The sequence below is a fragment of the Stenotrophomonas sp. 21LCFQ19 genome, assembly GCF_056861425.1.
Map to the genome: position 1 here is coordinate 103,729 of NZ_JBSPUF010000012.1, position 18,806 is coordinate 122,534.

Here is an 18,806-nt window from a genome sequence, read left to right on the forward strand (position 1 = left end):
TGTGACTCCTATGCGGCGGGCGACTGCAGGACAAGGCGGCGGTAACCGGCGACACGCACGCGCGCGCACAGTCCTACGCCAGAGGTCGCTTGAACGCCTTGGGTGAAGGTGAAATGGGAACGAACGGGCTTGGAGCGTTCGACCTCGGCAATCACGTCGTCAACGAACTGCGCGGAGGCTGTTGTTCCGCCTTCGCCCGCGAGGTTGAGCACCATTTCGAACGTGTGCGGCGGACCCGGCGGCGTGGCCTGCCACCATTCGCGGATCTGCACATTGCCGCCGAACGCAGCGACTACCTGACGCACGCTGTTTGCGGTGCCCTTGCGCTTTTGGATCTCGATGGCCTTGCGCACGCGCGCACGTTTGATGTGCTCGGGCCAGTCGCTGCGCCATACGTCCAGCGACATTTGCCATGCCAGCCAAGGGAGCAAGCCGATATCGACCTTGTCTGCGTTGAGTATGTCGGCAATGGCGATGGGTACGTCGCTGATCCGCGCGGTTGCATGCTCAATGGCGCGCTCGGCGAGGGTGGCATTGGGCGGCAGCAAGCTACTCATCGATGCCACCGTGGGTGACGTCGACCAGCGTGCAGCGGCCGGCTTGCTTGCGGTTCACGACGATATCGGCGGCGGGCAGATCCAGCTCTACCCGCTGCACGCCTTCGGTGTGCAGAACTGAGAAGATGCCCGAACGGGGAATGTCGCGCCCGAGCCGATGGGACTCAGCGAGATAGCGTTCAAGCTTCTTCATGGACTCCGCCAGCACCAACGCGGTGTCTGGCCCCGCGTAGGTGTAAACGCGTGCCACCACCTGGTAGTCGATTATCTGAGCGCCCTGCACGGTGACTTTGTCCGTCATCGGCCGCACGTCGTCGGACGACAGCGCCTGTGCAACGGCATTGAGCAGGGCTGGGGTAGGTGTGCCGCCACCGGTGCGGGACAGGACCGTTACTACAACCGCGCCGGGTGTTGGGCTTGTGGCGCTGGCGTCCAGCACACCGGGATCAGCGCCCAGGGTGTGGAAGATGTAGGCACCTTCTGGGCCGGCCACACTGAACCCTTCTGGCGCGAGCTGGATTCGGCGGCGGAAGTCGGCGTCCGGCTCCATGGTCGGCGGCACGCTGTTGTCTGGGTCGCCCGGATCCAACATAAGGCGCGGTACGCCCATCAGCGCGCCCAGGTGATCCAAGTTGCTGCCCGTCGCATAGGCGAGCATGACCTCGCGCACAGCATCGTTAACGCGCTGGCGAATGTTCATCTCGCGGTACGCGACTACCTGCAGGATCTTGTAAACCGGGTCCGATTCGGTCAGCGCGTTGAACTGAGGGTCGTAGCGCTGCAGCTCCGAAAGCATCTGCGCGAAGATGGTTTCAAAGTCGAGTTGCTCGACAACGGCCGGGGCAGGGAGCCGCGAAAGATCGACGGCGGTAAAGGTTGGCATGCCACGGAGCTCACGCTGGAAGGTGTCCGTAGCAGGTTGCTGCGCGCGCGCGAATGCTTCGATTCGGCTGGTTTGTGGAGCGCTTGTTTACAGCCTGCTCAGATGATCCAGCAGCGTTTCGCGCACGTCGTTGATGTCTTGCTCGGTGAATCCCAGCAGTTGCCGTTGTTCATAGCGCACGCGCGGGCCTCCTGGGCGCACCCTGTCCATACCGCCGTCTTGGTGAACCTGGGCGATGCGGGCGACGCGCCCAAGGAAGCCCACCGTAACCTCATCAGCGTTCGCGGTGATGCGCAGGTGCTTGGTTTGCCGGATCCGGCTGAACATGGCAGCACGCTTGATGCTGCCCTTACGGGCGCGCGTTTGCTGTTTACGTGGCGCGAATGCGGTGCCATCAGGGTTGAGCTGCGACTTGATGCGGGCCGTTTGGTTGCGGCGCAAGCGTGTGCCAATCGCACGCGCGACGCGGCCACGCTCAACTGGAGTGAGGCGGGCCAGCAATGGCTGCAACCACTCTTCCAGCTGCCGCAGGTCATCCACGCGGCGCATCCCATTCAGCGATCAACTGATCTTTGAGATACAGCTTCCAGTGAGTTGGCGCATAGGCCTCTTCCATCTGCGGTTCGGCGAAGTGCTCGGTGGTCACTTTGCCATCTTCGCCCAGCGTCACACCGACGCGCTCGGTCAACGGCAACGTGATGACCAGGTCGACAGCGCTGTTGTCCACCAGCTCGGCTTCAAAACCGATTGCCTCGCGGTTGGCAGTGTTGGTCAGCAGCTCGGACTGTTCGCGGCGGATCCACGCCAACAGGGGAACCATGATGGCGTCCGGATGGCCGGCGAAGTCGGTCACGACCAGTTTGAGCTGGTAGCTGTATTCGAAGGCCGAACCGGGCGCGATGGTGGAGCGCAGCGAGCCGCGTTCTATGAACACCAGCAGGCGTTCGGGGTTTGTGCGCAGATCCACGACAGCGGCGGCCAGGTGATCGCGTAGCGACTGGGGTTTGTTCATGGGGCTGCCGCTGGAACGGGACAGGACGTGGCCACGTAGTCCTGCAGGCCGGTCAGTTGCGCGGCGAGGGTGTGGTACTGGGCGTAGTTGTCGGCGAGGACGCCGGCAACGTCAGAGAGCGCAATGCCGGCGGCGGGCGCATCAGGATTTCCGGTGGCTGGGTCTGCGGCGGTGCCGGCAGCGGCGGCGTCGTGGATGCGCACGAAACCAGCAGTAACAACACAGGAAGCATCAGCGCTCGGCGTGACATAGACCGGGATCTCCTTGGTGATGGTTTTGGCTGCGGCCTGTATGACCTGGACGCGGTCCACATATTCGGTAACCACCTGCACGCTCTTGCGGGCAAGCGTGGTTTCTTGGCGCGATTGCTTGAGCGCGGCGGCAAGGCCAGTCGCTCGCTGGTTTGCGCTCTTGGCGTCCGCGCGCGCTTCGTCGGCGGCGGACTGCAGGTGCAGCGCTGTGCCGAGCATGGCCGCCAGCAGCGCCAGGCACAGCAGGGTGACGATTGCGCGGGCGCTTGGCATGGTCAGGCCGCCAGTGCTTGCAGGGCGCGCTGCGTGCGCGTCTGGCGGTCGGGCCAGCCTTCTGGGGTCGCGGTGGACCGAGCGTTGCCCAGGTTGATCTTGCGGGACAGCGCCAGCGTCTCGTTTGCGTCGGCCAGTGCGTTCAGATTGTTGATCTTCCAGTACGCGGCGGCGGCTCGCGCCCCGGTGTCCAGCTCCAACAACAGATCCGGCTGTTCGACCAGCGGCAGGCCGATGGCAGCGCCGATGGCGGCATAGTTGTCTTTCAGGGTGATCTGTATCGGGGCGCGGCCACGGTAGCGGTAGCCATCGCCGCTGGCTTCGCTGCCATTGCCTCCACGGTTGGCATACACCCGGTTGGCCAGCGCCTGCGGATTGCGGGCAAACGCTGCCGCTTCACTGGGGGCAATGCGGCGGCCGAACACCTCCAGCAGACGTGCCTGCGAGTAGTTCAGGCCTTCTTCGATTTTGGTCAGGCTAAGGCTTTCGTGGCCCAGCTGCGCGATGAAGTGGGCCGCGCGACGGCGGGTGTTGATGCCGAACTCCTGCATGGCTGCATTGAGCAGCGGTGCCCAGCGTTTGGCGCGTGCGGCTGGGATCTGCATCGCACGCATGAGGTTCTGTTCGGTAAGCATCAATCAACCCTCAAAATGCGCGCCACGTTGCCTCGGGCACGGAATGTCAAAACAGCGAGTACAAGCAACACGCCCAAGTGCCAGAGACTTGGATGGAACCGCGCCCCCTGCAGCAGGATCTGCAGCGCCTGGCCACCAGTGCAGGCGATCAGCAACCACGCGAACAGGCCGATGCCTGGGCGGTGCCGGGTGTCTGCAGCGCGGCGGTAGCTCAGCAGACGCAGGCAGATGGCCAAGCTTGCGGCGAAGGTCAGCAGGGTGAGCACGTTAGGCACGGGGCGGGCCTCCACGACGTGCCCACGCTGCAAGGGCGCGCCGATAGTCGAACTTCTTGAATGCCTCAATGGCTCCCAGCGTCACGGTGATGATCACGGAAGAACTGAGGAACGCGACCAGGCCAGACGACTGCAACGGCAGACGGGCCAGCAGATCGGGAGTGGCGTAGTACCCGGCCACCGTGCTCAGCAGCAGGTAGACCGCCCGCTGCCAGAGCGGCATTGCCGCCGCAGACACGACAAACAGCGTGCCGCCGGCAAAAGCCCCGACAACGGCGTCACCGTCGATGCCGGGTAACAGAGCCGTGAGGCCCACACCGGCGGCCACAACCGCCAGAGTTGTGGTGGAGGTAGGTTCGGCCATGAATCAATCCCAGAGCTTCACACGGGCGCGCTGTGGCGGTGCCGTGGCGGTGGTGATGGTTGGCAACACGATGGATGTGCCGTGCGGTAGTACGGGGCCGAGGTGGGCGACACCGGGGTTCAGTTCCAGCGCCTTTTCAACGACGCCTGCGGTCACGCCCAGGTGGCGATGGCAAAGGGCGTCCAGCGTGTCGCCTTGCATCGCGGTGACACGCATCAGATCAGCTCCGCTGTGACACGGCGAATGCGCAGGAAGTCGCTGATGGCATAGCGGTGGTCCCGCCGTAGCTCATCAATGGTGGGACTCAGATCGTCCGCCCGCTGGTTGCCCTGTGCGCTGGAGTCGTAGGACCGGTAGCGTTCATGGATCTCGACGGCAGTGGCACAGGCCACCGCCCGAATGTAGAGCTGGATGCTACGTGGCTTGCCGTCGATCTCTACGTCAGGCACAGCGGCGGCGGTGTCGTAGCCTTTGTTGAGCTGCGTCTGACGCCAATTGTCCAGATCATCGTTCACCGTGATGGCGGCGGCCACGATGGCAGCACGCAGGCGCTCGGGTGACACTTCGCCGGCGAGGCGCACGGAGTTCCGCAGGTGGCACACGTCGATCTGTGGCCAGAACGGATCCGACGACACTGGGGCTTCTGCGGGGGCTGTTCCGTTGGCAATGAATCCGCTCATGTGGGCCTTGAATAAGTCGCCGGTGGTCGGGGCTTCACCAAAGGGGAGAGAGGACCTTTGGATCCGCCCCGAGCCGGCGGGGTCGCGGGGACGCTCGGGTAACGGCTCAGTCGCTGGACTGGCTGGCCGTGTATTTCTTGAGCTGGCTCTCGGCCTTGCTCAGATCAGTCTTGCCGCCACAGCCGTCGTGCAGCTGGATGGCGCGCCGCAGGGATTCCACGGCGATGGTGATTTGCTTGGGAAGCTCCGGATTCCACGCGCCGCCCGTGGCGTCCTCGACCACGGCAACATCCCGCATGATCCAGCGAGCACGCGACAGCAGCAGCTTGGCGCGCACCTGGTCGGGCATGTCCTGGCCATCGGTCAGAGTGCAGGCCTGTTCCAGAATCGTGGCGTCGAACTCGGCACCGCTGCGCAGTGCGTTGAGCGCAGCATCTGCCACCTCTTCGGCCACCACGGTGCCGGTGGTGCGTTCGAAGCGATCCGGCATTGGCAGGTTGTGGCGCAGCACGTACTCGGCCAGGCGCATGGCTTCGACGTAGCTGCCGGCGTCGATGTGCCAGAGCATTGCCGTGGTGACAACTTCATCGGCCGCGCCGTTGCCTTCGGCCAGGACGCCATCCAAGTACGGGGCATAGGCCGGCAGCAGTTCGGCCTTGAGCTTGCCCTTGGCTTCGGTGGACTGGATCTGCTTCAAGCGAGCGCGGTCGCTGGCCAGCTGCAGCAGCATCTGCTCGTAGATGCCGGTGCCGGGCATCAGCTGATTGCCGGCGACCTTGCTGGCGGCCTTGGCCGCCAGCTTGCGCTGCAGGTGACGCTTTGCGGGGCTATCGGCCATGGCCTCAGTCCCCGACCTTGATGTTTTCGATCAGGCAGCCCATGCCGTAGTCCTCAACGACGTAGGCGTCGTTGGATGATTCGAAGTTGACCACCCGATTCTTCGCCGGTTGCTCCTGAATGAAGCGGCGACGGCCGCCGATCTGCCAGTACAGCGACAGGTTGCTCAGGCTGGTGATCAGAATCGCGTCGTCCGGCATGAACGGCACGTCAGCCGGAGGCAGGCCGCCGATGCGCTTGGTGCCCAGCACCAGATCAGCGGCAAGCTGTTCGGTCGGCGCGTTGTCCTTGTTGATGATCGGGAAGTACTTGTCGTGGATCAGGCTGCGGCCGAGGATCACAACCATGCCGGGGTCTTTCGCGTGCCATGGATCGATCAGGCTGGAGACAGCATCCATCACCAGCGCGTCCAGGTTTGCATAGTCAGCATCGGCACCGCCAATCTTTACGACGCCCGTGGCCTTGCCTCCATCCAGAACGCGATGGTCTGCGTTGTCGCGGTACTGCTGCAACCAGCCCTTGTTTACATCCTGCAGCAGCGGATTCGTTGCCCTGTTGGTATTGGTAGCGGCGCTGGTGCCGTTGAATCCGATCATGATCCGGTCCAGGGACTGGCGAGCCAGGATCGCGTCACGGATCAACGTCTGGAAGTTCTTGTGACGCGCCCAGGTATCGATCCTGTTGTAGGTCAGGGCGGTGTCGAAGTCGGTTTGGACGCACCGGTATTCGTTGCTGTCCATGTTGGTCGGGTCGGTCGGCTGGCGTTCGGCGTTGCCGCTGGTGTCGGTGCGGCCAGCGATGGTGCTGCCGATGCCGATGCCGACCTTCTGGCCCTGCATATCGTTGACCGGGGTCATGTTGATAGCGCGCAGGAAGGAACTGGATTCCTGCATCTTGCCTTCCAAGGTCTGCTGAACTTCCGGCGAGACAGTGAAGACCTTGGATGGGTCGGTGACGCCGTTGAGCTGTGCGAGGCGGTTGGTGTACTGATCGAACAGCGGGCGGGTTTCGGTACGCATCAGATGCTCCTGAATCTTTGAATGAGGGGGTTGAGCTGCGATCAGCAGTCGGTGGCGTCGTCGCCCAAAGCACCAGTCACTACCGGACGCTTGGTGTAGTTCTGCGGGGTGTTGGCGAGCGTGGTGGTGATGCTCGCCAGCTGCGTGGCGAACTGCTGGTGGCGCTGGTTGGACAGCTCCTGCTCGCGCTTCAAAGCCACGATTTCATCGTTCTGGCTTTCCACGGTTTCGACCAGTTCCGCGCAGAAGGCAGCAAGGGCGTTCACATCCTTCACTTCGGGTTCCGGCTCGGGCTGCGGCTTGATGCCGAGCGCCGACAGCAGGCTACCCAGCGCCGACGTGCGCGGTGCCGGTGCCTCGACTTCCTCGAACTCGATGGCGGTTTCGGCCAGAGCGGTAAACAGGTTTTCCGGCGCTTGCTTGCGGTCTGCGAACGGATTCTTGTCCGGGTGCTGCGCGGCGAAGGCGAGCATTTCCGTGCCCAAGCTTGCCGGCGTGTCTGTGACCGCAAGGCCAAACAGGTACGCCCGGCCGCTGTCTGCGAACTTCGGGGCCACCTCAATACTGGTGAAGACCTTCTGCTTGCGCACGTTGACCAGGTTCACCAGAGCGTCGGTCGGCTCGATCTGTGCGAACAGGGCGAGTTTGCTGCTGCCGTTGATTTCCACTTCCTGCGTTTTGACGGCCAGCACGTCGCCATAGGCCCCGAACACACTTTCCGGGTGGGTGGCGCGGATGTGATCAATCCAGATGCGCGCACCGTAGACCTTGGGGTCGTAGGTCTCGCCCATGTCCACGATGTCCTGGCGCTCGATGGTGCGGCCATCACAGGTGGCACCTTCGACGGCCACGCGGAAGAATTTGGAACGGAACTTCTTTGCTTTCTTGGCGGCCATCTTGCCCTCTGCATGTGTCCAGTAGCATCGGAATTGATGCGATGACCCATGGTCGGATGAGGGCAAATCACCAGCAATGACGCCAACCTGTAATCCGCAGGATTACAAGGGTTTTGCGTGTCTCTCGCGCGAGGCGACCGGCAACCTTGCTGCAGTGAATATCGTTGCTGACCAATTGCAGATGGATCCCCGCCGGCAGGCCATGTTCCTGTACTGGATGGGCTGGCGTGTGTGCGAAATCGCCGAAGCTATCGGCGAGAAAGAGCGCACCATTCACAGCTGGAAGTCGCGCGACGAATGGGACAGGGCGGACAACGTTGCACGAATCGGTGCCGCGTTGGAAGCCCGCTTGGTGATCTTGATCCACAAGAACGACAAGACGGCTCACGACTTTAAGGAAATCGACCTGCTGCACCGCCAGCTGGAGCGGCAAGCACGGATCCAGCGCTATCAAGGTGGCGGGACCGAGACGGATCTCAACCCGGAATTGGCAAAGCGCAATGCTGGGCCCAAAAAGCGCACGCCAAAGAACAGCTTTACCGAGGATGAGGTAGAGCGGTTGCGCGAAGCATTCTTGGATGGTTGCTTCGACTTTCAACGCGATTGGCACAAGGCCGGCAATGAGCGCACGCGCATCATTCTGAAGTCGCGCCAGGTCGGTGCGACCTATTATTTTGCACGTGAGGCGCTTATTGATGCTCTCACTACTGGGCGGAATCAGATCTTCCTAAGTGCATCAAAAAGCCAGGCGCACGTCTTTCTCGGCTATATCCGCAGATTCGTGCAGCAAGTGCTTGATCGAGACCTTAGCGGTGATCCGATTGTTCTTGCGAACGGCGCGGAGCTGTATTTCCTCGGAACCAATGCCCGAACCGCGCAGGGCTACCACGGAAATTTCTACTTCGATGAGTTCTTCTGGACTCATGGATTCACAGAGTTGAACAAAGTCGCAAAAGCGATGGCGACGCATAAAAAGTGGCGAAAGACCTACTTCAGTACGCCGTCCACCATGGCGCACCAAGCGTATGACTTCTGGACAGGGGAGCGTCTGAACAAGGGCCGCCCAGCCTCGCAGCACATAAGCATTGATGTGAGCCACGCCAACCTGCAGGAAGGGCGTAGGTGTGCTGATGGGGCGTGGCGAAACATGGTCACTATCCAAGACGCGGATAGGCGCGGTTGCGATCTGTTCGATATCGAAGAGCTGCGGCGAGACAATAGCCCGGAGGACTTCGCAAACCTCTATATGTGCGAGTTCGTAGATGACAGCGCTAGCGTCTTCCCGTTGTCGCTGCTGCAGTCGTGCATGGTGGATAGCTGGGTAGAGTGGGACAGCGATTACAAGGCCCATGCTATTCGGCCCTACGGTGACCGCGCGGTGTGGATCGGGTATGACCCTGCCGAGACGGGCGACAGCGCCGGTATCGTTGTCGTGGCGCCGCCAGCGGTGCCTGGTGGTTCGTTCCGCGTGTTGGAGCGGCATCAGTTCAAGGGCATGGACTTCGCGGCCCAAGCTGACTTTATCCACAAGATCACACAGCGCTACTGGGTGACCTATATCGGCGTGGACACCACAGGCATGGGCACAGGCGTAGCCCAATTGGTGAAGCAGTTCTTTCCTGGCGTGACCACCTTCAGCTATTCGCCCGAGGTGAAGTCGCGCCTGGTACTCAAAGCCTATGACGTGATCAAGAACGAACGTTTGGAATACGACGCCGGGTGGACTGACCTCACGCAGTCCCTGATGGCAATCCAGAAAACCATTACCGCCAGCGGGCGGCAGATCACCTACACCGCAGGGCGCACGCGCGCCACTGGCCATGCCGACCTGGCATGGGCGCTGCTGCACGCGCTTTACAACGAACCGCTGGAGGGCGCAGCCGCCGCCACCAGCACCATGGAGATTTTCTGATGTCCACCGAAGACCAGACTCTGGCACAGGAACCGCCCGGCAAGTTTGAGGCCTTCACCTTTGGCGAACCGACGCCTGTGCTTGATTCGCGCGGGTTGCTCGACTATCTCGAATGCTGGCGCAGTGGGCGCTACTTCGAGCCACCTGTGGATCTGCAGGGGTTGGCGCGCACGGTGCGCTCAAACCCGTTCCTGCAGAGCGGCCTCACATTCAAGCGGAACATGCTGGTAAGGACGTTCAAGCCTCACCGCCTTCTGTCGCGGGCGAAGTTTGCCCAGCTCTCGCTGGACTTCCTCACATTCGGCACTGCCTACGTCGAGCGCGTCCGGGCAATGACTGGGGCCGCCCATAGCATGACCGTGCCGCTGTCTCAGTACATGCGGCGCGGCACTGAAGACGGAGAGTTCTTTCAGGTGCGCGCCGGCTCCGTTGAGCATGAGTTCGCTGCCGACACGGTGTTCCAGCTGCGCGAGGCTGATGTTGACCAGGAGATTTACGGCCTTCCCGAGTGGATGCCTGCGGTGCAGTCGGCGCTACTAAACGAGTCGGCGACGTTGTTCCGCCGGAAGTATTACAACAACGGCTCGCATGCTGGATTCATCCTGTACCTATCAGATCCGCAGGTGAACCAAGGCGATGTGGATAACCTCCGCGAGCAGCTGAAAGGCGCTCGCGGCATCGGCAATTTCCGCAACCTGTTCCTGCACTCACCCAACGGTAAGAAGGACGGCATCCAGCTGATCCCTGTAAGCGAAGTGGCGGCCAAGGACGAGTTCACCGGCATCAAGGGGGTGACCCGCGATGACATGCTCGCCGCTCTGCGCGTGCCGCCGCAGTTGCTCGGCATCGTCCCGCAGAACTCTGGTGGGTTCGGCTCTATCCGCGACGCCGCGAGCGTGTGGGCGGCCATGGAGCTTGAACCGTTGCAATCCCGTTTTGACACCATCAACGAATGGGCAAGCGATCAGGTGGTTCGATTTGATCCGTTCGTTGTAGGGGAGGGGGTGAAGTGACGAACGCGCTAACCAATCTGCGCTGTGGCGAATGCGCCCGCCTCCTGGCTAAGGCGAGTGGCTACAGCGAGCTGCAAATTAAGTGCCCGAGGTGCGGCACCATGAATCACATGAAGGCCCAGAGCCTCCCGACAGATCGCCGCGAGCGACTGACAGAAGGTTCTACCAATGAAAAACCAGTTGTTGAAAGGCGACGCCCTGATGTTGTTGCCGACCCTGCCGAGCGCATCGTTCGACGCGCTGATCACTGACCCGCCGTATGCCAGTGGTGGCCTCACCGCTGGTGCAAGGCAACGGCCACCGTCTGAGAAGTACGTGCAGGGAGGTGGCCGGGCATTGCATGCCGACTTCGTTGGCGATGAGCGCGACCAGCGTTCCCACCTTCAATGGATGGTGCTCTGGCTCAGCGAGTGCAGCCGGCTCCTGCGCGATGGCGCGCCTGTATGCCTGTTCACCGACTGGCGGCAGCTGCCGCTCACCACGGACGCGCTGCAGTGTGCTGGCTTCACATGGCGGGGTATCACGGTCTGGGATAAGACCGAAGGGGTACGTCCCCAGCTCGGTCGTTTCCGCAACCAGGCGGAATACGTGGTTTGGGGCAGCAAGGGGGGCATGCCGCTCAAGCGCCAGGCACCGGTGCTGCCGGGGGTGATCCGCGAGCCGGTGCGCAAGGCAGACAAGCTCCACATGACCGGCAAGCCCACGCCGCTGATGCGACAGCTGGTGCGGATCTGCGAGACGGGCGGCCGGATCCTTGACCCGTTCGCTGGATCCGGGACCACGCTCGTAGCGGCCCAGCAGGAAGGCTACAACTGGACCGGCATCGAGATGACGGACCACTACGCCGAAGTCACCCGCGAGCGCCTGCGCGCCGAGTAGGCCCAACACCAGCGCCGCCCAAACAGAGCCGCCCTCCGGGGCGGCTTTTTCGTGGGCGCGCGGCGCAACCATACGAAATCGAGGCGCGCGGTACGGTTTCGGCCGCCTACCCCCCGAGAAACGCAATCGTCGCCCCGCCACGCCTGCCCTCTAACTACCCCGGAAATTCTGCAGGCCTGCAGGTGCCGCCCAGCCGCGCCCGTACAGGCTGGCGCGGGCATTGGATGGGGCGCAATGGCCCTGCGGATCCCTGCGCGTCTGGGGGCTTCCTGCGCCGCAAGGGAGGCTGTCCACCCGAGGCGCGATTTCTGGGGACCCCCATCGGAAGATGGTAATTGGTAATCAGGCCCCTTTATGGCGGGCTAAGTCATTGAAAAAAAGCAATATTTGGTGGTTACCTGTGACGGTAATCTGAGGTAACTAAAAAGGTAACCTGACTGTATGTCATTGATTTTATTGGGCCGCATCCGGGCAAAAGATTACCGTCCAAAAAGGTAACCTGATTACCTTCTGATTACCATTTAATTACCTTTGATAGATAGATATAAGTAATTGAAAAATATAGATTTAAGGTGATTGAAATTTAGGGATTACCTTTATTACCTGTTTCCGATGGCGTCCCTAAAAATTTCCATAAGGGCGGCAGGAAGGTCCCCGCACTGACCCGCTCACTGATGCTTACGCCGCCGCCGCTTCCTTGCCGGCACGCTGATCGATGGATCCGGAATGAAGTGGCCGGGTTGGCCAGCAGCCGCGACTTGGCCACCTGGTGCGTCGCGATATTGATCGAGAATCCGCCCCTCCCATCGCCGCGACCATGCGGCGTCACTATGAGAAAGATCAAGCGGTCAACAAGAAACTGGGCGGAGGCGTCGCTTTGGTCACGGAATTGGAAGCCTGGCGGCAGTGCTATCTGAGGAGCAAGTCGTAGGCATCGATCGGACAGTATCTTTACCTTTGCCCCTACCCTCTCGCACTGGTCTCTGAATCTGGATGCAAGTCGCCAGAAACTGACGAGTGGTCTTGCTGGCGTGATGCGACTGGCGGTTGAAAGGTCCCAACGGCGCTTTTGTATCTTTCAACTACGTCCTTAGCGCCTCCGATGATTGACTCGGACCGCTGTGCGAGCAACAGATTAAGAGCGTGCACTTCGTCTTCTGTAGCGCGCTGCAGTCCCTGCCTATAGCGCCCAGATTCACACAGAACTACTGCCCTAGTAGGTGACAGAGGCATGAAATAATCAAGCCCGCGGATCTGCTGCATTGAGAGCATCGCGTCCGGATGGATGTTCAAGGCGGGATTGTCGGAGAAGATAAAAGGGGCATTCAAATCAGTGGTAAGAATAGCCAATACAGATTTCTCTGCGGAACGAATAAGTGACTGCCCTAAGTTCGTCCCGTAGATCAATGATAGAAACCACCAGGCGGCCGAGTAGTCTTCGGCATCTTGGGGCTGCATCGTCTTGGCCCTCAATTCACTCATTACATCTTTCATCCATTTGGTTCGCATGGATACATGGCCGACATAACTCAAAAGAATCACAAGGTTACTTTTCTCGGCAACTGCGCTGAGATCGTCCCTGCATAAGCTCTCAAGAATGGGCCGAACCCCGAGCTCATGCTTGGTATAGATGAGTTCTAAAAAGTTGGATTGGACTGCATGCATGGCGCCGCTTGCCGCCTCGGCATATTTGCCAGTTCGGGGTATCAGTTGCATGCGCCGCTGAATTTCCTCCCAATTCGCCAACAGGCGATTGTGATAGTCAACGGCGGGGCCCGTTCCAGCATCAATTGTTGCTTTGACAATCGCTAATTGGCGATTAGAGAGTGGTGTTGCAAGATAGAAATAGTCCTCAACTGCTAAGCCCGCTACGCTGTCTCTCGCGACTTTGCGTTTCTTCGTGGTGTACCAAACATCTCGATTGTTGTCCGACCATTTGGCCAGGTGCATCTTCCAGACGTAGTGATTACGCTTCCTCGTAGGCAACACTGATGGAGGTGACATGGTTCGTGTGGCTAGCCGACAAGGAGATGGGAATAGTAACAGTCCGCGTCGAGCCTCATTAGAGATGGTCCCGGCTGTAAGATGCGAGTTGTATTTTTGATGCTTGGATTTTGTCCTGCAGATTCAATGGACAGGCGGTAATGGTGAATAATCAGGCATTTTAGGCCAGCCATTGCATTCAATGCGTGTTTGAGTGTGGCCTCCTGGAAGTGAGCATCACGCTGGTGTTTGACGTTGTTGTAGCTACGCCACCAATCAGGATGCTTTGCATTTCCCCAGTTCTCCCAAGGAGTCATTGTTAGGCCATATCTGGGAACGTGCACTTGCATGAGCGCCAATTCGGGGAGATGCTGGGTTAAAACCTTCTTGTAACCTTCGATGTTCCCCGCTTTCACCGTGGGTTCGAGCTTTGAGCATAGAAGCTTTGCGACTACGTCCACCTCAGATGCCGCAGCAAGAAGCAAGTGGGCAAACTCTATCGAGAATGTGTGCATATTCCCGGAGCAAAATTCGACATAGCGCGAAGCAAGCTCTAAATCGCGTTCTAATGCCAAAAAGTAGTTCCAGTGGACCTTACTTGCCGTTTCTAGAATTGCCATGCTTGATGGTTCCGTTCCTTGGGGCGGTAGGGGCTACCGTTCAGAGGATGCCCAATTGAAGTTATTTGCACCGGTAAAATTAAGTGGATAGGCCTCAAGTAGCAATGGTTTCACGACTTGCCGCCGGTAAAAATAAGGCGCGTAAGTTGCTGTTTTCATTGCTCAGACGAATTAACTTGTAAACAGTAGGTCATCCGTTCGATTCGGATAAGCGGCACCATCGCCTGATCCTATGGCGTCCAGGCAAGTCCAGAATTCATACTAAGCCCGCAGAAATGCGGGCTTTTTTGTGCGCTTTGGTCCGAGCTTGTCCACGTACATCCAGCGACGTTGGGGGTACAAGTGGGGGTACATTTCGGGAAATGGAGTTCAGCAAGGAGGATGTACCCCCAATGGGTGCTAAGCAATTGACAGATATGGCCGCGCGTAACGCGAAGGCGAAGGACAAGCCTTACAAGTTGGCAGCAGGAGCAGGTCTCTACCTGCACGTGATGCCCAATGGTGCGAGGTACTGGCGGATGAAGTACCGCTGGGATGGTAAGGAGAAACTACTGGCGATCGGGGTCTACCCCGAGGTCTCGCTTAAGGAAGCCGGTGAGGCCCGTGATGAGGCTAGGGCGAGGCTTCGTGCTGGACGCGATCCTTCCGAGCACAAGCAATTGAGCAAGCTCACGTCCAAGTTGTCAGTAGATACCCGCTTCCAGGCGATAGCCGTGGAATGGCTCGAGTCCCGTGGGGACTTGGCGCAGTCAACGCGGGAGAAGGCAGCATGGATGCTGGAGACCTATGCCTTTCCTTGGTTGGGCAAGCGGCAGATCCATGAGATCAGCACCGCTGAGGTGTTGGCAGTTCTGCGTAGGTTGGAGGCTCAGGAGAAGATCGAGTCCACGCAGCGCCTTCGCCAAATCTGCGGGCAGGTATTTCGCTACGCGGTGGCCACCGGAAGGTTAGATCGTGACCCGACCAGCGCTCTTCGTGGTGCTCTGAAGACAGCGAAGAACAGGCACTACGCGTCAATAACCGATCCAGCGAAGGTCGGTGAGCTGATGCGGGCCATTGATGGGTACACGGGGCAGCTTGTCACGCAATGTGCGCTCCGCTTTGCTCCTCTGGTCTTCACTCGTCCGGGGGAGTTGCGTAAGGCGGAGTGGGCAGAGTTCGATCTTGCTGCGAAGCAATGGAACATCCCTGCGACGAAAATGAAGATGGGAATAGCTCACGTTGTCCCGCTATCCAGGCAAGCAGTTGCTGTACTGGAAGAGCTGCGACCGGTCACGGGAGATGGACGCTACGTATTTCCGTCCGTCCGAAGCTCGAGAGATCCAATGAGCGAGAACACGGTCAATGCAGCACTTCGTCGTCTGGGATACGGGACGGATGACATGACCGGACATGGCTTCCGAAGCATGGCTTCCACTTTGCTGCATGAGATGGGCTGGACATCAGACGCAATCGAAAGGCAGCTTGCCCACTCTGAAAGAAATCCGATTAAAGCGGCTTATAACCGGGCGGAACATTTGCCTGAGCGCCGGAAGATGATGCAGGCGTGGGCAGACTACTTGGATAAATTGAAGGGAAAAGGCGAGGCGCTTATAAAGCTGGTTGTTTGATTCTCCATTCGGTGTCTTAGGTTGCCCTGCGCGGCTATTGTCGCGCAGGGCGCTATCGACCCAAAGCGGACAACCTGTGGGTGTCCTCGATAGCTGCCTGGTAGAGAAGACGCTGGGCTAACGACGCTTATGCGCTGTCTTGTTTATGGGCGTCGTCAGCCATAAGATCAAGACGTACTGAGGGAGTAGCTCGCCAACTGGTGTGCTGTGGGTAGTTGGATAGCAGGCTCCTGAGGTCGAGCTATTAGTCGGTTTGGCAACGAGAGGTAACATGGAATCCCTGCTGATCATCGCAACCATTTTTGGTGGAATTGCCGCAATCGGCTACTTTTGGGACAAGATCAAAGCGTTTTTTAGTGGGGAAGGTAGAAGGAATCAGCACGACATTGACTTGTATAAGCGGTACAGAGAGTTAATTGTCGATAGCGGAATTTACCAACTTTACCGAGGTCACGACTTTCTCGGTGCTTTTCAAAATGCCTACTGGTCGCCGTTCTCTCAATATGTGGATTCGTGGGGGACGGTCGATCATGAGTTCATCGATCCTCGGCTTAATAGAGCGCACCAAAATGTCTATGAAAAGGCATCTGAGTTAGGGATGGCGATTGCCAAGAACACCGTTCTTATTGGGGCGACGGGTCACTTGCGATCCGTAAAGCCAGACAGTTTGCCTGCCGGCGCCACGCCGGAGAACATCAAGGCTGAGGCGAGAGAGATAAATTCTCTAGTGCCAGGTTTCATCAGCGCTCATGAGAGCTTTGTTCGTCTGGCAAATCGGAGGCTTCGTGGCGTTGTTCACTAATAATTAATTCAAGTCAACGCCGCCTTGTGGCGGGGCTTAAAACAGGCGTTTTGCTCTATGAAGCTAGAACCTGGCTTTGTCGAACAGCTTTCCGCGATACATGCGCGCGACCTAATTGAGATGCTTCGTGCGGAGGGACGGCCTCACTTTGATACTCATTGGACCCTTTGCAACGAAATCAAACCTGTTGATCTCTATTGCTATCTGTATGGCCGTTTCGGCGCTCCAAACGGCATACAAAATTTCCTACGTGGCGATCACTCCGAAAACCTTATCCATTGGGAGTGGACCCTTGCATCTCATGGACGAATAATCCTCGTTCAAGGACACAACTTCCGAACTGAACTGTGGATTTCGGGGGATGAATTGCCGCGTGAGGCCCTTGAACAATTGGTGGTAGACGTCAAGAGTACTTTCCCGAGGCATGGCCAAGCCATGGGGAAAGTTCGTAAGGCATTGGAACATTGGGTTGAGTTCATCAACCCATATCACCGAATTCGAAGCTCTGTTGAATGCTTGATGTCCGAAATTGAAGCTCTTGATGTCGAGGGAAAAACAAGCCAGCTTGGCGGCATCGGCGAATATGAAAGCCCTGAGCAATGGTCCGAAGAATGGGGGCAGCAAGGCAAAATTGTCACGAAGGCAACTGGCTTGTGCTTTGGTGCGCGTGCAATGTTGCCTGTGATGGCTGAGGCTTTCGTGAACCTCTTGATGTACCTCCTGATGAAGCCAAACCTGAAGCAGGATGATAGATTAAGGGAGTATTTGATCCGCCAGCCCATCGACGTTCGCATCAAAAGCCTCGCTCACAACTGCGTCGGATTTCAGTCAGAGATTGATTATCGACATGAGTCCTGTCGGCGTTATCACTCGCTCGTGAACGAGAGGAATGACTTGCTTCACGGTAATGTAGTTATTGATAAGCTGAAGTTCAATGAGCTCTACTTTAACGGGCGTGTTCCGGTTTTTGACTCGTATGCGTCGATGTGGGAGCGAGCCTTTGGAGTCGCAAAGAGGTCCGTGGGTTTAGAAGTTTTGCGCGATGAGCGACAAGTTGTTGAGGACTTTGTCGAATATGTTATCTCCTGCCTTGAGGAAAATAAGCAGGAGCAGGTTCGTGTGTTCTGTGCTCGCCGTGATTTGGGTATTTGTCTTGATGACGGGCATTTGGGGGTTTTGTTTTCCGGGCAACTAGTAGATATGGCGCCTGGACCTAAAGTGTCGAGATAGGACGTCTGCTCAATAAGTCGCTGTAGGAGACGTTCAGCCCAACGTTGATTTTCCCGGTCGAGATGTGTGTCGTCACCTCAGGTTCTTGAGCCCAAGTGCTGATAAACGTTCACTTCTGACCCCGAGGCGTCATCTGGTCAAAAGCTGGCATCTGGAAACTGGGGTCAATCCAGAGACTGGTTTTCATAGGCCACAGGTCAGGCTCAGGTGAGTAATGTCAATCTAAATTCTTGCTGCTAAGGTGATTGCGATATGCCCAACCGGAAACTTCCTTCGACGCAGAATATTCCAGAACTCAGCATAAATATAGAAGGATTGAGGCGTTTCGCCGCATTGTCAGTCTTTCTGCCGGAGCCCGACCTTTCCGTTCAAGAGCGACAGTTACGGGAGTGGATGCGCCATACCATCGTGTCCGCGGCTCGACACTATCGAGAGGCTCGCGAGCTAGTTGCAAAGCAGGAGTCTGCAGATCAGGTACGTGATGGAGGGGTAATATTTTATGCATTTGAAGTGCCAGGCCAACTCGAAGGTTGCGTGATGTCGCTTCACCGTCTATGCAATGCCTTGCGACGCTTGAGTAAATCTGATCGCCGGGCCTCTTATTTTTGTAAGAACTTCGAGATCGCTATTGCCAAGCTTGGGAAACTCCGTAATCAATTTGAGCACATGGATAGCCAGATCGTACCAGGACAGCATGGCTCCGGTCCGATCGTTATTGCGTTCGAGGACGAAGCCGAATGTTTTCGATTTAGGTCATTAAAAATGCCAACGGTTGAGCTGCATGGCCTGATCGAAGGAGCCTTCAGCGTCGTAGCAGCGCTATATCCTCAGTTTGATGCGGCATCCAAGCCGACGCCAGACGGATTCGCGAAACTTGAGATGACATTCATGGCTCAGGTCATCAATCAGGGTTGAAGTGAAATCACTATCGCTTGATTCATCCCATTTTTTTGCATCGTTAGCTAGGGCATTATGGACGATCGTACTTCGCAGAAATCCACACCTATCAGTGGCCTCAAAATCGGGAAAGTACAGGCTACGGAGGTTCTGTATTTCACGGGAGGCATGATCGCGA

General features: G+C 58.4%; 23 protein-coding genes. 8 read left to right on the plus strand and 15 right to left on the minus strand.

The genetic code is table 11. The features are described 5' to 3' along the window. Nucleotides 1-8 precede the first annotated feature (8 nt). The 13 genes from AC13FW_RS14390 to AC13FW_RS14450 form a co-directional block, all read right to left on the minus strand. On the minus strand, nucleotides 9-557 hold the full coding sequence (locus AC13FW_RS14390) for a phage tail protein I (RefSeq protein WP_482989522.1): 549 nt from the start codon (nucleotides 555-557) through the stop codon (nucleotides 9-11). Then, nucleotides 550-1,440, minus strand: coding sequence for a baseplate assembly protein (locus AC13FW_RS14395; protein ID WP_482989523.1), 891 nt, complete (start codon nucleotides 1,438-1,440; stop codon nucleotides 550-552). Before AC13FW_RS14395 ends, AC13FW_RS14390 begins: the two co-directional genes overlap by 8 nt. An 87-nt stretch (nucleotides 1,441-1,527) precedes the next feature. Then, a complete protein-coding gene (locus AC13FW_RS14400) occupies nucleotides 1,528-1,980 on the minus strand; it encodes a phage virion morphogenesis protein (RefSeq protein ID WP_482989524.1) in 453 nt (150 codons plus the stop codon). Beyond that, nucleotides 1,973-2,452, minus strand: coding sequence for a phage tail protein (locus tag AC13FW_RS14405; protein ID WP_482989525.1), 480 nt, complete (start codon nucleotides 2,450-2,452; stop codon nucleotides 1,973-1,975). The genes AC13FW_RS14400 and AC13FW_RS14405 overlap by 8 nt, the downstream gene beginning before the upstream one ends. After that, complete coding sequence (locus AC13FW_RS14410; protein ID WP_482989526.1) at nucleotides 2,449-2,976, minus strand: hypothetical protein; 528 nt, start codon at nucleotides 2,974-2,976, stop codon at nucleotides 2,449-2,451. The genes AC13FW_RS14405 and AC13FW_RS14410 overlap by 4 nt, the downstream gene beginning before the upstream one ends. Nucleotides 2,977-2,978: 2 nt before the next feature. Beyond that, nucleotides 2,979-3,611, minus strand: coding sequence for a glycoside hydrolase family 19 protein (locus AC13FW_RS14415; RefSeq protein WP_482989527.1), 633 nt, complete (start codon nucleotides 3,609-3,611; stop codon nucleotides 2,979-2,981). Beyond that, nucleotides 3,611-3,886 carry a phage holin family protein gene (locus AC13FW_RS14420; RefSeq protein WP_482989528.1) on the minus strand — a complete coding sequence of 92 codons (276 nt, stop codon included), beginning with the start codon at nucleotides 3,884-3,886 and terminating at the stop codon, nucleotides 3,611-3,613. Before AC13FW_RS14420 ends, AC13FW_RS14415 begins: the two co-directional genes overlap by 1 nt. Further along, entirely contained in the window at nucleotides 3,879-4,250 is a 372-nt protein-coding gene (locus AC13FW_RS14425; RefSeq protein ID WP_482989529.1) for a putative holin, read from the minus strand. Before AC13FW_RS14425 ends, AC13FW_RS14420 begins: the two co-directional genes overlap by 8 nt. A 3-nt stretch (nucleotides 4,251-4,253) precedes the next feature. Continuing rightward, a complete protein-coding gene (locus AC13FW_RS14430) occupies nucleotides 4,254-4,466 on the minus strand; it encodes a tail protein X (RefSeq protein ID WP_482989530.1) in 213 nt (70 codons plus the stop codon). Further along, on the minus strand, nucleotides 4,466-4,930 hold the full coding sequence (locus AC13FW_RS14435) for a head completion/stabilization protein (RefSeq protein WP_482989531.1): 465 nt from the start codon (nucleotides 4,928-4,930) through the stop codon (nucleotides 4,466-4,468). Before AC13FW_RS14435 ends, AC13FW_RS14430 begins: the two co-directional genes overlap by 1 nt. A 106-nt stretch (nucleotides 4,931-5,036) precedes the next feature. Beyond that, on the minus strand, nucleotides 5,037-5,768 hold the full coding sequence (gene gpM / locus AC13FW_RS14440; protein WP_482989532.1) for a phage terminase small subunit: 732 nt from the start codon (nucleotides 5,766-5,768) through the stop codon (nucleotides 5,037-5,039). A gap of 4 nt (nucleotides 5,769-5,772) precedes the next feature. After that, nucleotides 5,773-6,786, minus strand: coding sequence for a phage major capsid protein, P2 family (locus AC13FW_RS14445; protein ID WP_482989533.1), 1,014 nt, complete (start codon nucleotides 6,784-6,786; stop codon nucleotides 5,773-5,775). A 41-nt stretch (nucleotides 6,787-6,827) separates the two neighbouring features. After that, the gene (locus tag AC13FW_RS14450) at nucleotides 6,828-7,682 is read right to left on the minus strand and encodes a GPO family capsid scaffolding protein (RefSeq protein WP_482989534.1); all 855 of its coding nucleotides are present in this window, start codon (nucleotides 7,680-7,682) and stop codon (nucleotides 6,828-6,830) included. A 76-nt stretch (nucleotides 7,683-7,758) separates the two neighbouring features. Between AC13FW_RS14450 and AC13FW_RS14455 the strand changes: the two genes are divergently transcribed. The 4 genes from AC13FW_RS14455 to AC13FW_RS14470 are packed head-to-tail and all read left to right on the plus strand — an operon-like array spanning nucleotide 7,759 to nucleotide 11,486. Continuing rightward, nucleotides 7,759-9,594: a terminase large subunit domain-containing protein gene (locus AC13FW_RS14455; protein ID WP_482989535.1), complete on the plus strand. Its 1,836-nt coding sequence runs from the start codon at nucleotides 7,759-7,761 to the stop codon at nucleotides 9,592-9,594. Next, on the plus strand, nucleotides 9,594-10,607 hold the full coding sequence (locus AC13FW_RS14460; RefSeq protein WP_482989536.1) for a phage portal protein: 1,014 nt from the start codon (nucleotides 9,594-9,596) through the stop codon (nucleotides 10,605-10,607). The genes AC13FW_RS14455 and AC13FW_RS14460 overlap by 1 nt, the downstream gene beginning before the upstream one ends. Next, nucleotides 10,604-10,858, plus strand: a complete 255-nt coding sequence (locus tag AC13FW_RS14465; RefSeq protein ID WP_482989537.1) for a Com family DNA-binding transcriptional regulator — start codon at nucleotides 10,604-10,606, stop codon at nucleotides 10,856-10,858. Before AC13FW_RS14460 ends, AC13FW_RS14465 begins: the two co-directional genes overlap by 4 nt. Beyond that, nucleotides 10,776-11,486 (plus strand): DNA-methyltransferase, encoded by a 711-nt coding sequence (locus tag AC13FW_RS14470; RefSeq protein ID WP_482989538.1) that lies wholly within the window; start codon nucleotides 10,776-10,778, stop codon nucleotides 11,484-11,486. The genes AC13FW_RS14465 and AC13FW_RS14470 overlap by 83 nt, the downstream gene beginning before the upstream one ends. Before the next feature lie 963 nt (nucleotides 11,487-12,449). On the opposite strand, the gene AC13FW_RS14475 is transcribed toward AC13FW_RS14470, so the two are convergent. Continuing rightward, entirely contained in the window at nucleotides 12,450-13,490 is a 1,041-nt protein-coding gene (locus AC13FW_RS14475; RefSeq protein WP_482989539.1) for a DUF4238 domain-containing protein, read from the minus strand. An 11-nt stretch (nucleotides 13,491-13,501) separates the two neighbouring features. After that, the gene (locus tag AC13FW_RS14480) at nucleotides 13,502-14,089 is read right to left on the minus strand and encodes a hypothetical protein (RefSeq protein ID WP_482989540.1); all 588 of its coding nucleotides are present in this window, start codon (nucleotides 14,087-14,089) and stop codon (nucleotides 13,502-13,504) included. A 392-nt stretch (nucleotides 14,090-14,481) separates the two neighbouring features. Here AC13FW_RS14480 and AC13FW_RS14485 point away from each other — a divergent pair, with 392 nt between their 5' ends. The 4 genes from AC13FW_RS14485 to AC13FW_RS14500 all read left to right on the plus strand — a co-directional run bounded on the left by AC13FW_RS14485 (nucleotide 14,482) and on the right by AC13FW_RS14500 (nucleotide 18,646). Next, entirely contained in the window at nucleotides 14,482-15,699 is a 1,218-nt protein-coding gene (locus AC13FW_RS14485) for a tyrosine-type recombinase/integrase (protein ID WP_482989541.1), read from the plus strand. Between the two features lie 271 nt (nucleotides 15,700-15,970). Next, nucleotides 15,971-16,501, plus strand: coding sequence for a hypothetical protein (locus tag AC13FW_RS14490; protein WP_482989542.1), 531 nt, complete (start codon nucleotides 15,971-15,973; stop codon nucleotides 16,499-16,501). 57 nt (nucleotides 16,502-16,558) lie between these two features. After that, complete coding sequence (locus AC13FW_RS14495; protein WP_482989543.1) at nucleotides 16,559-17,731, plus strand: hypothetical protein; 1,173 nt, start codon at nucleotides 16,559-16,561, stop codon at nucleotides 17,729-17,731. 252 nt (nucleotides 17,732-17,983) lie between these two features. Continuing rightward, nucleotides 17,984-18,646, plus strand: coding sequence for a hypothetical protein (locus tag AC13FW_RS14500; RefSeq protein WP_482989544.1), 663 nt, complete (start codon nucleotides 17,984-17,986; stop codon nucleotides 18,644-18,646). Nucleotides 18,647-18,806: the final 160 nt, after the last annotated feature.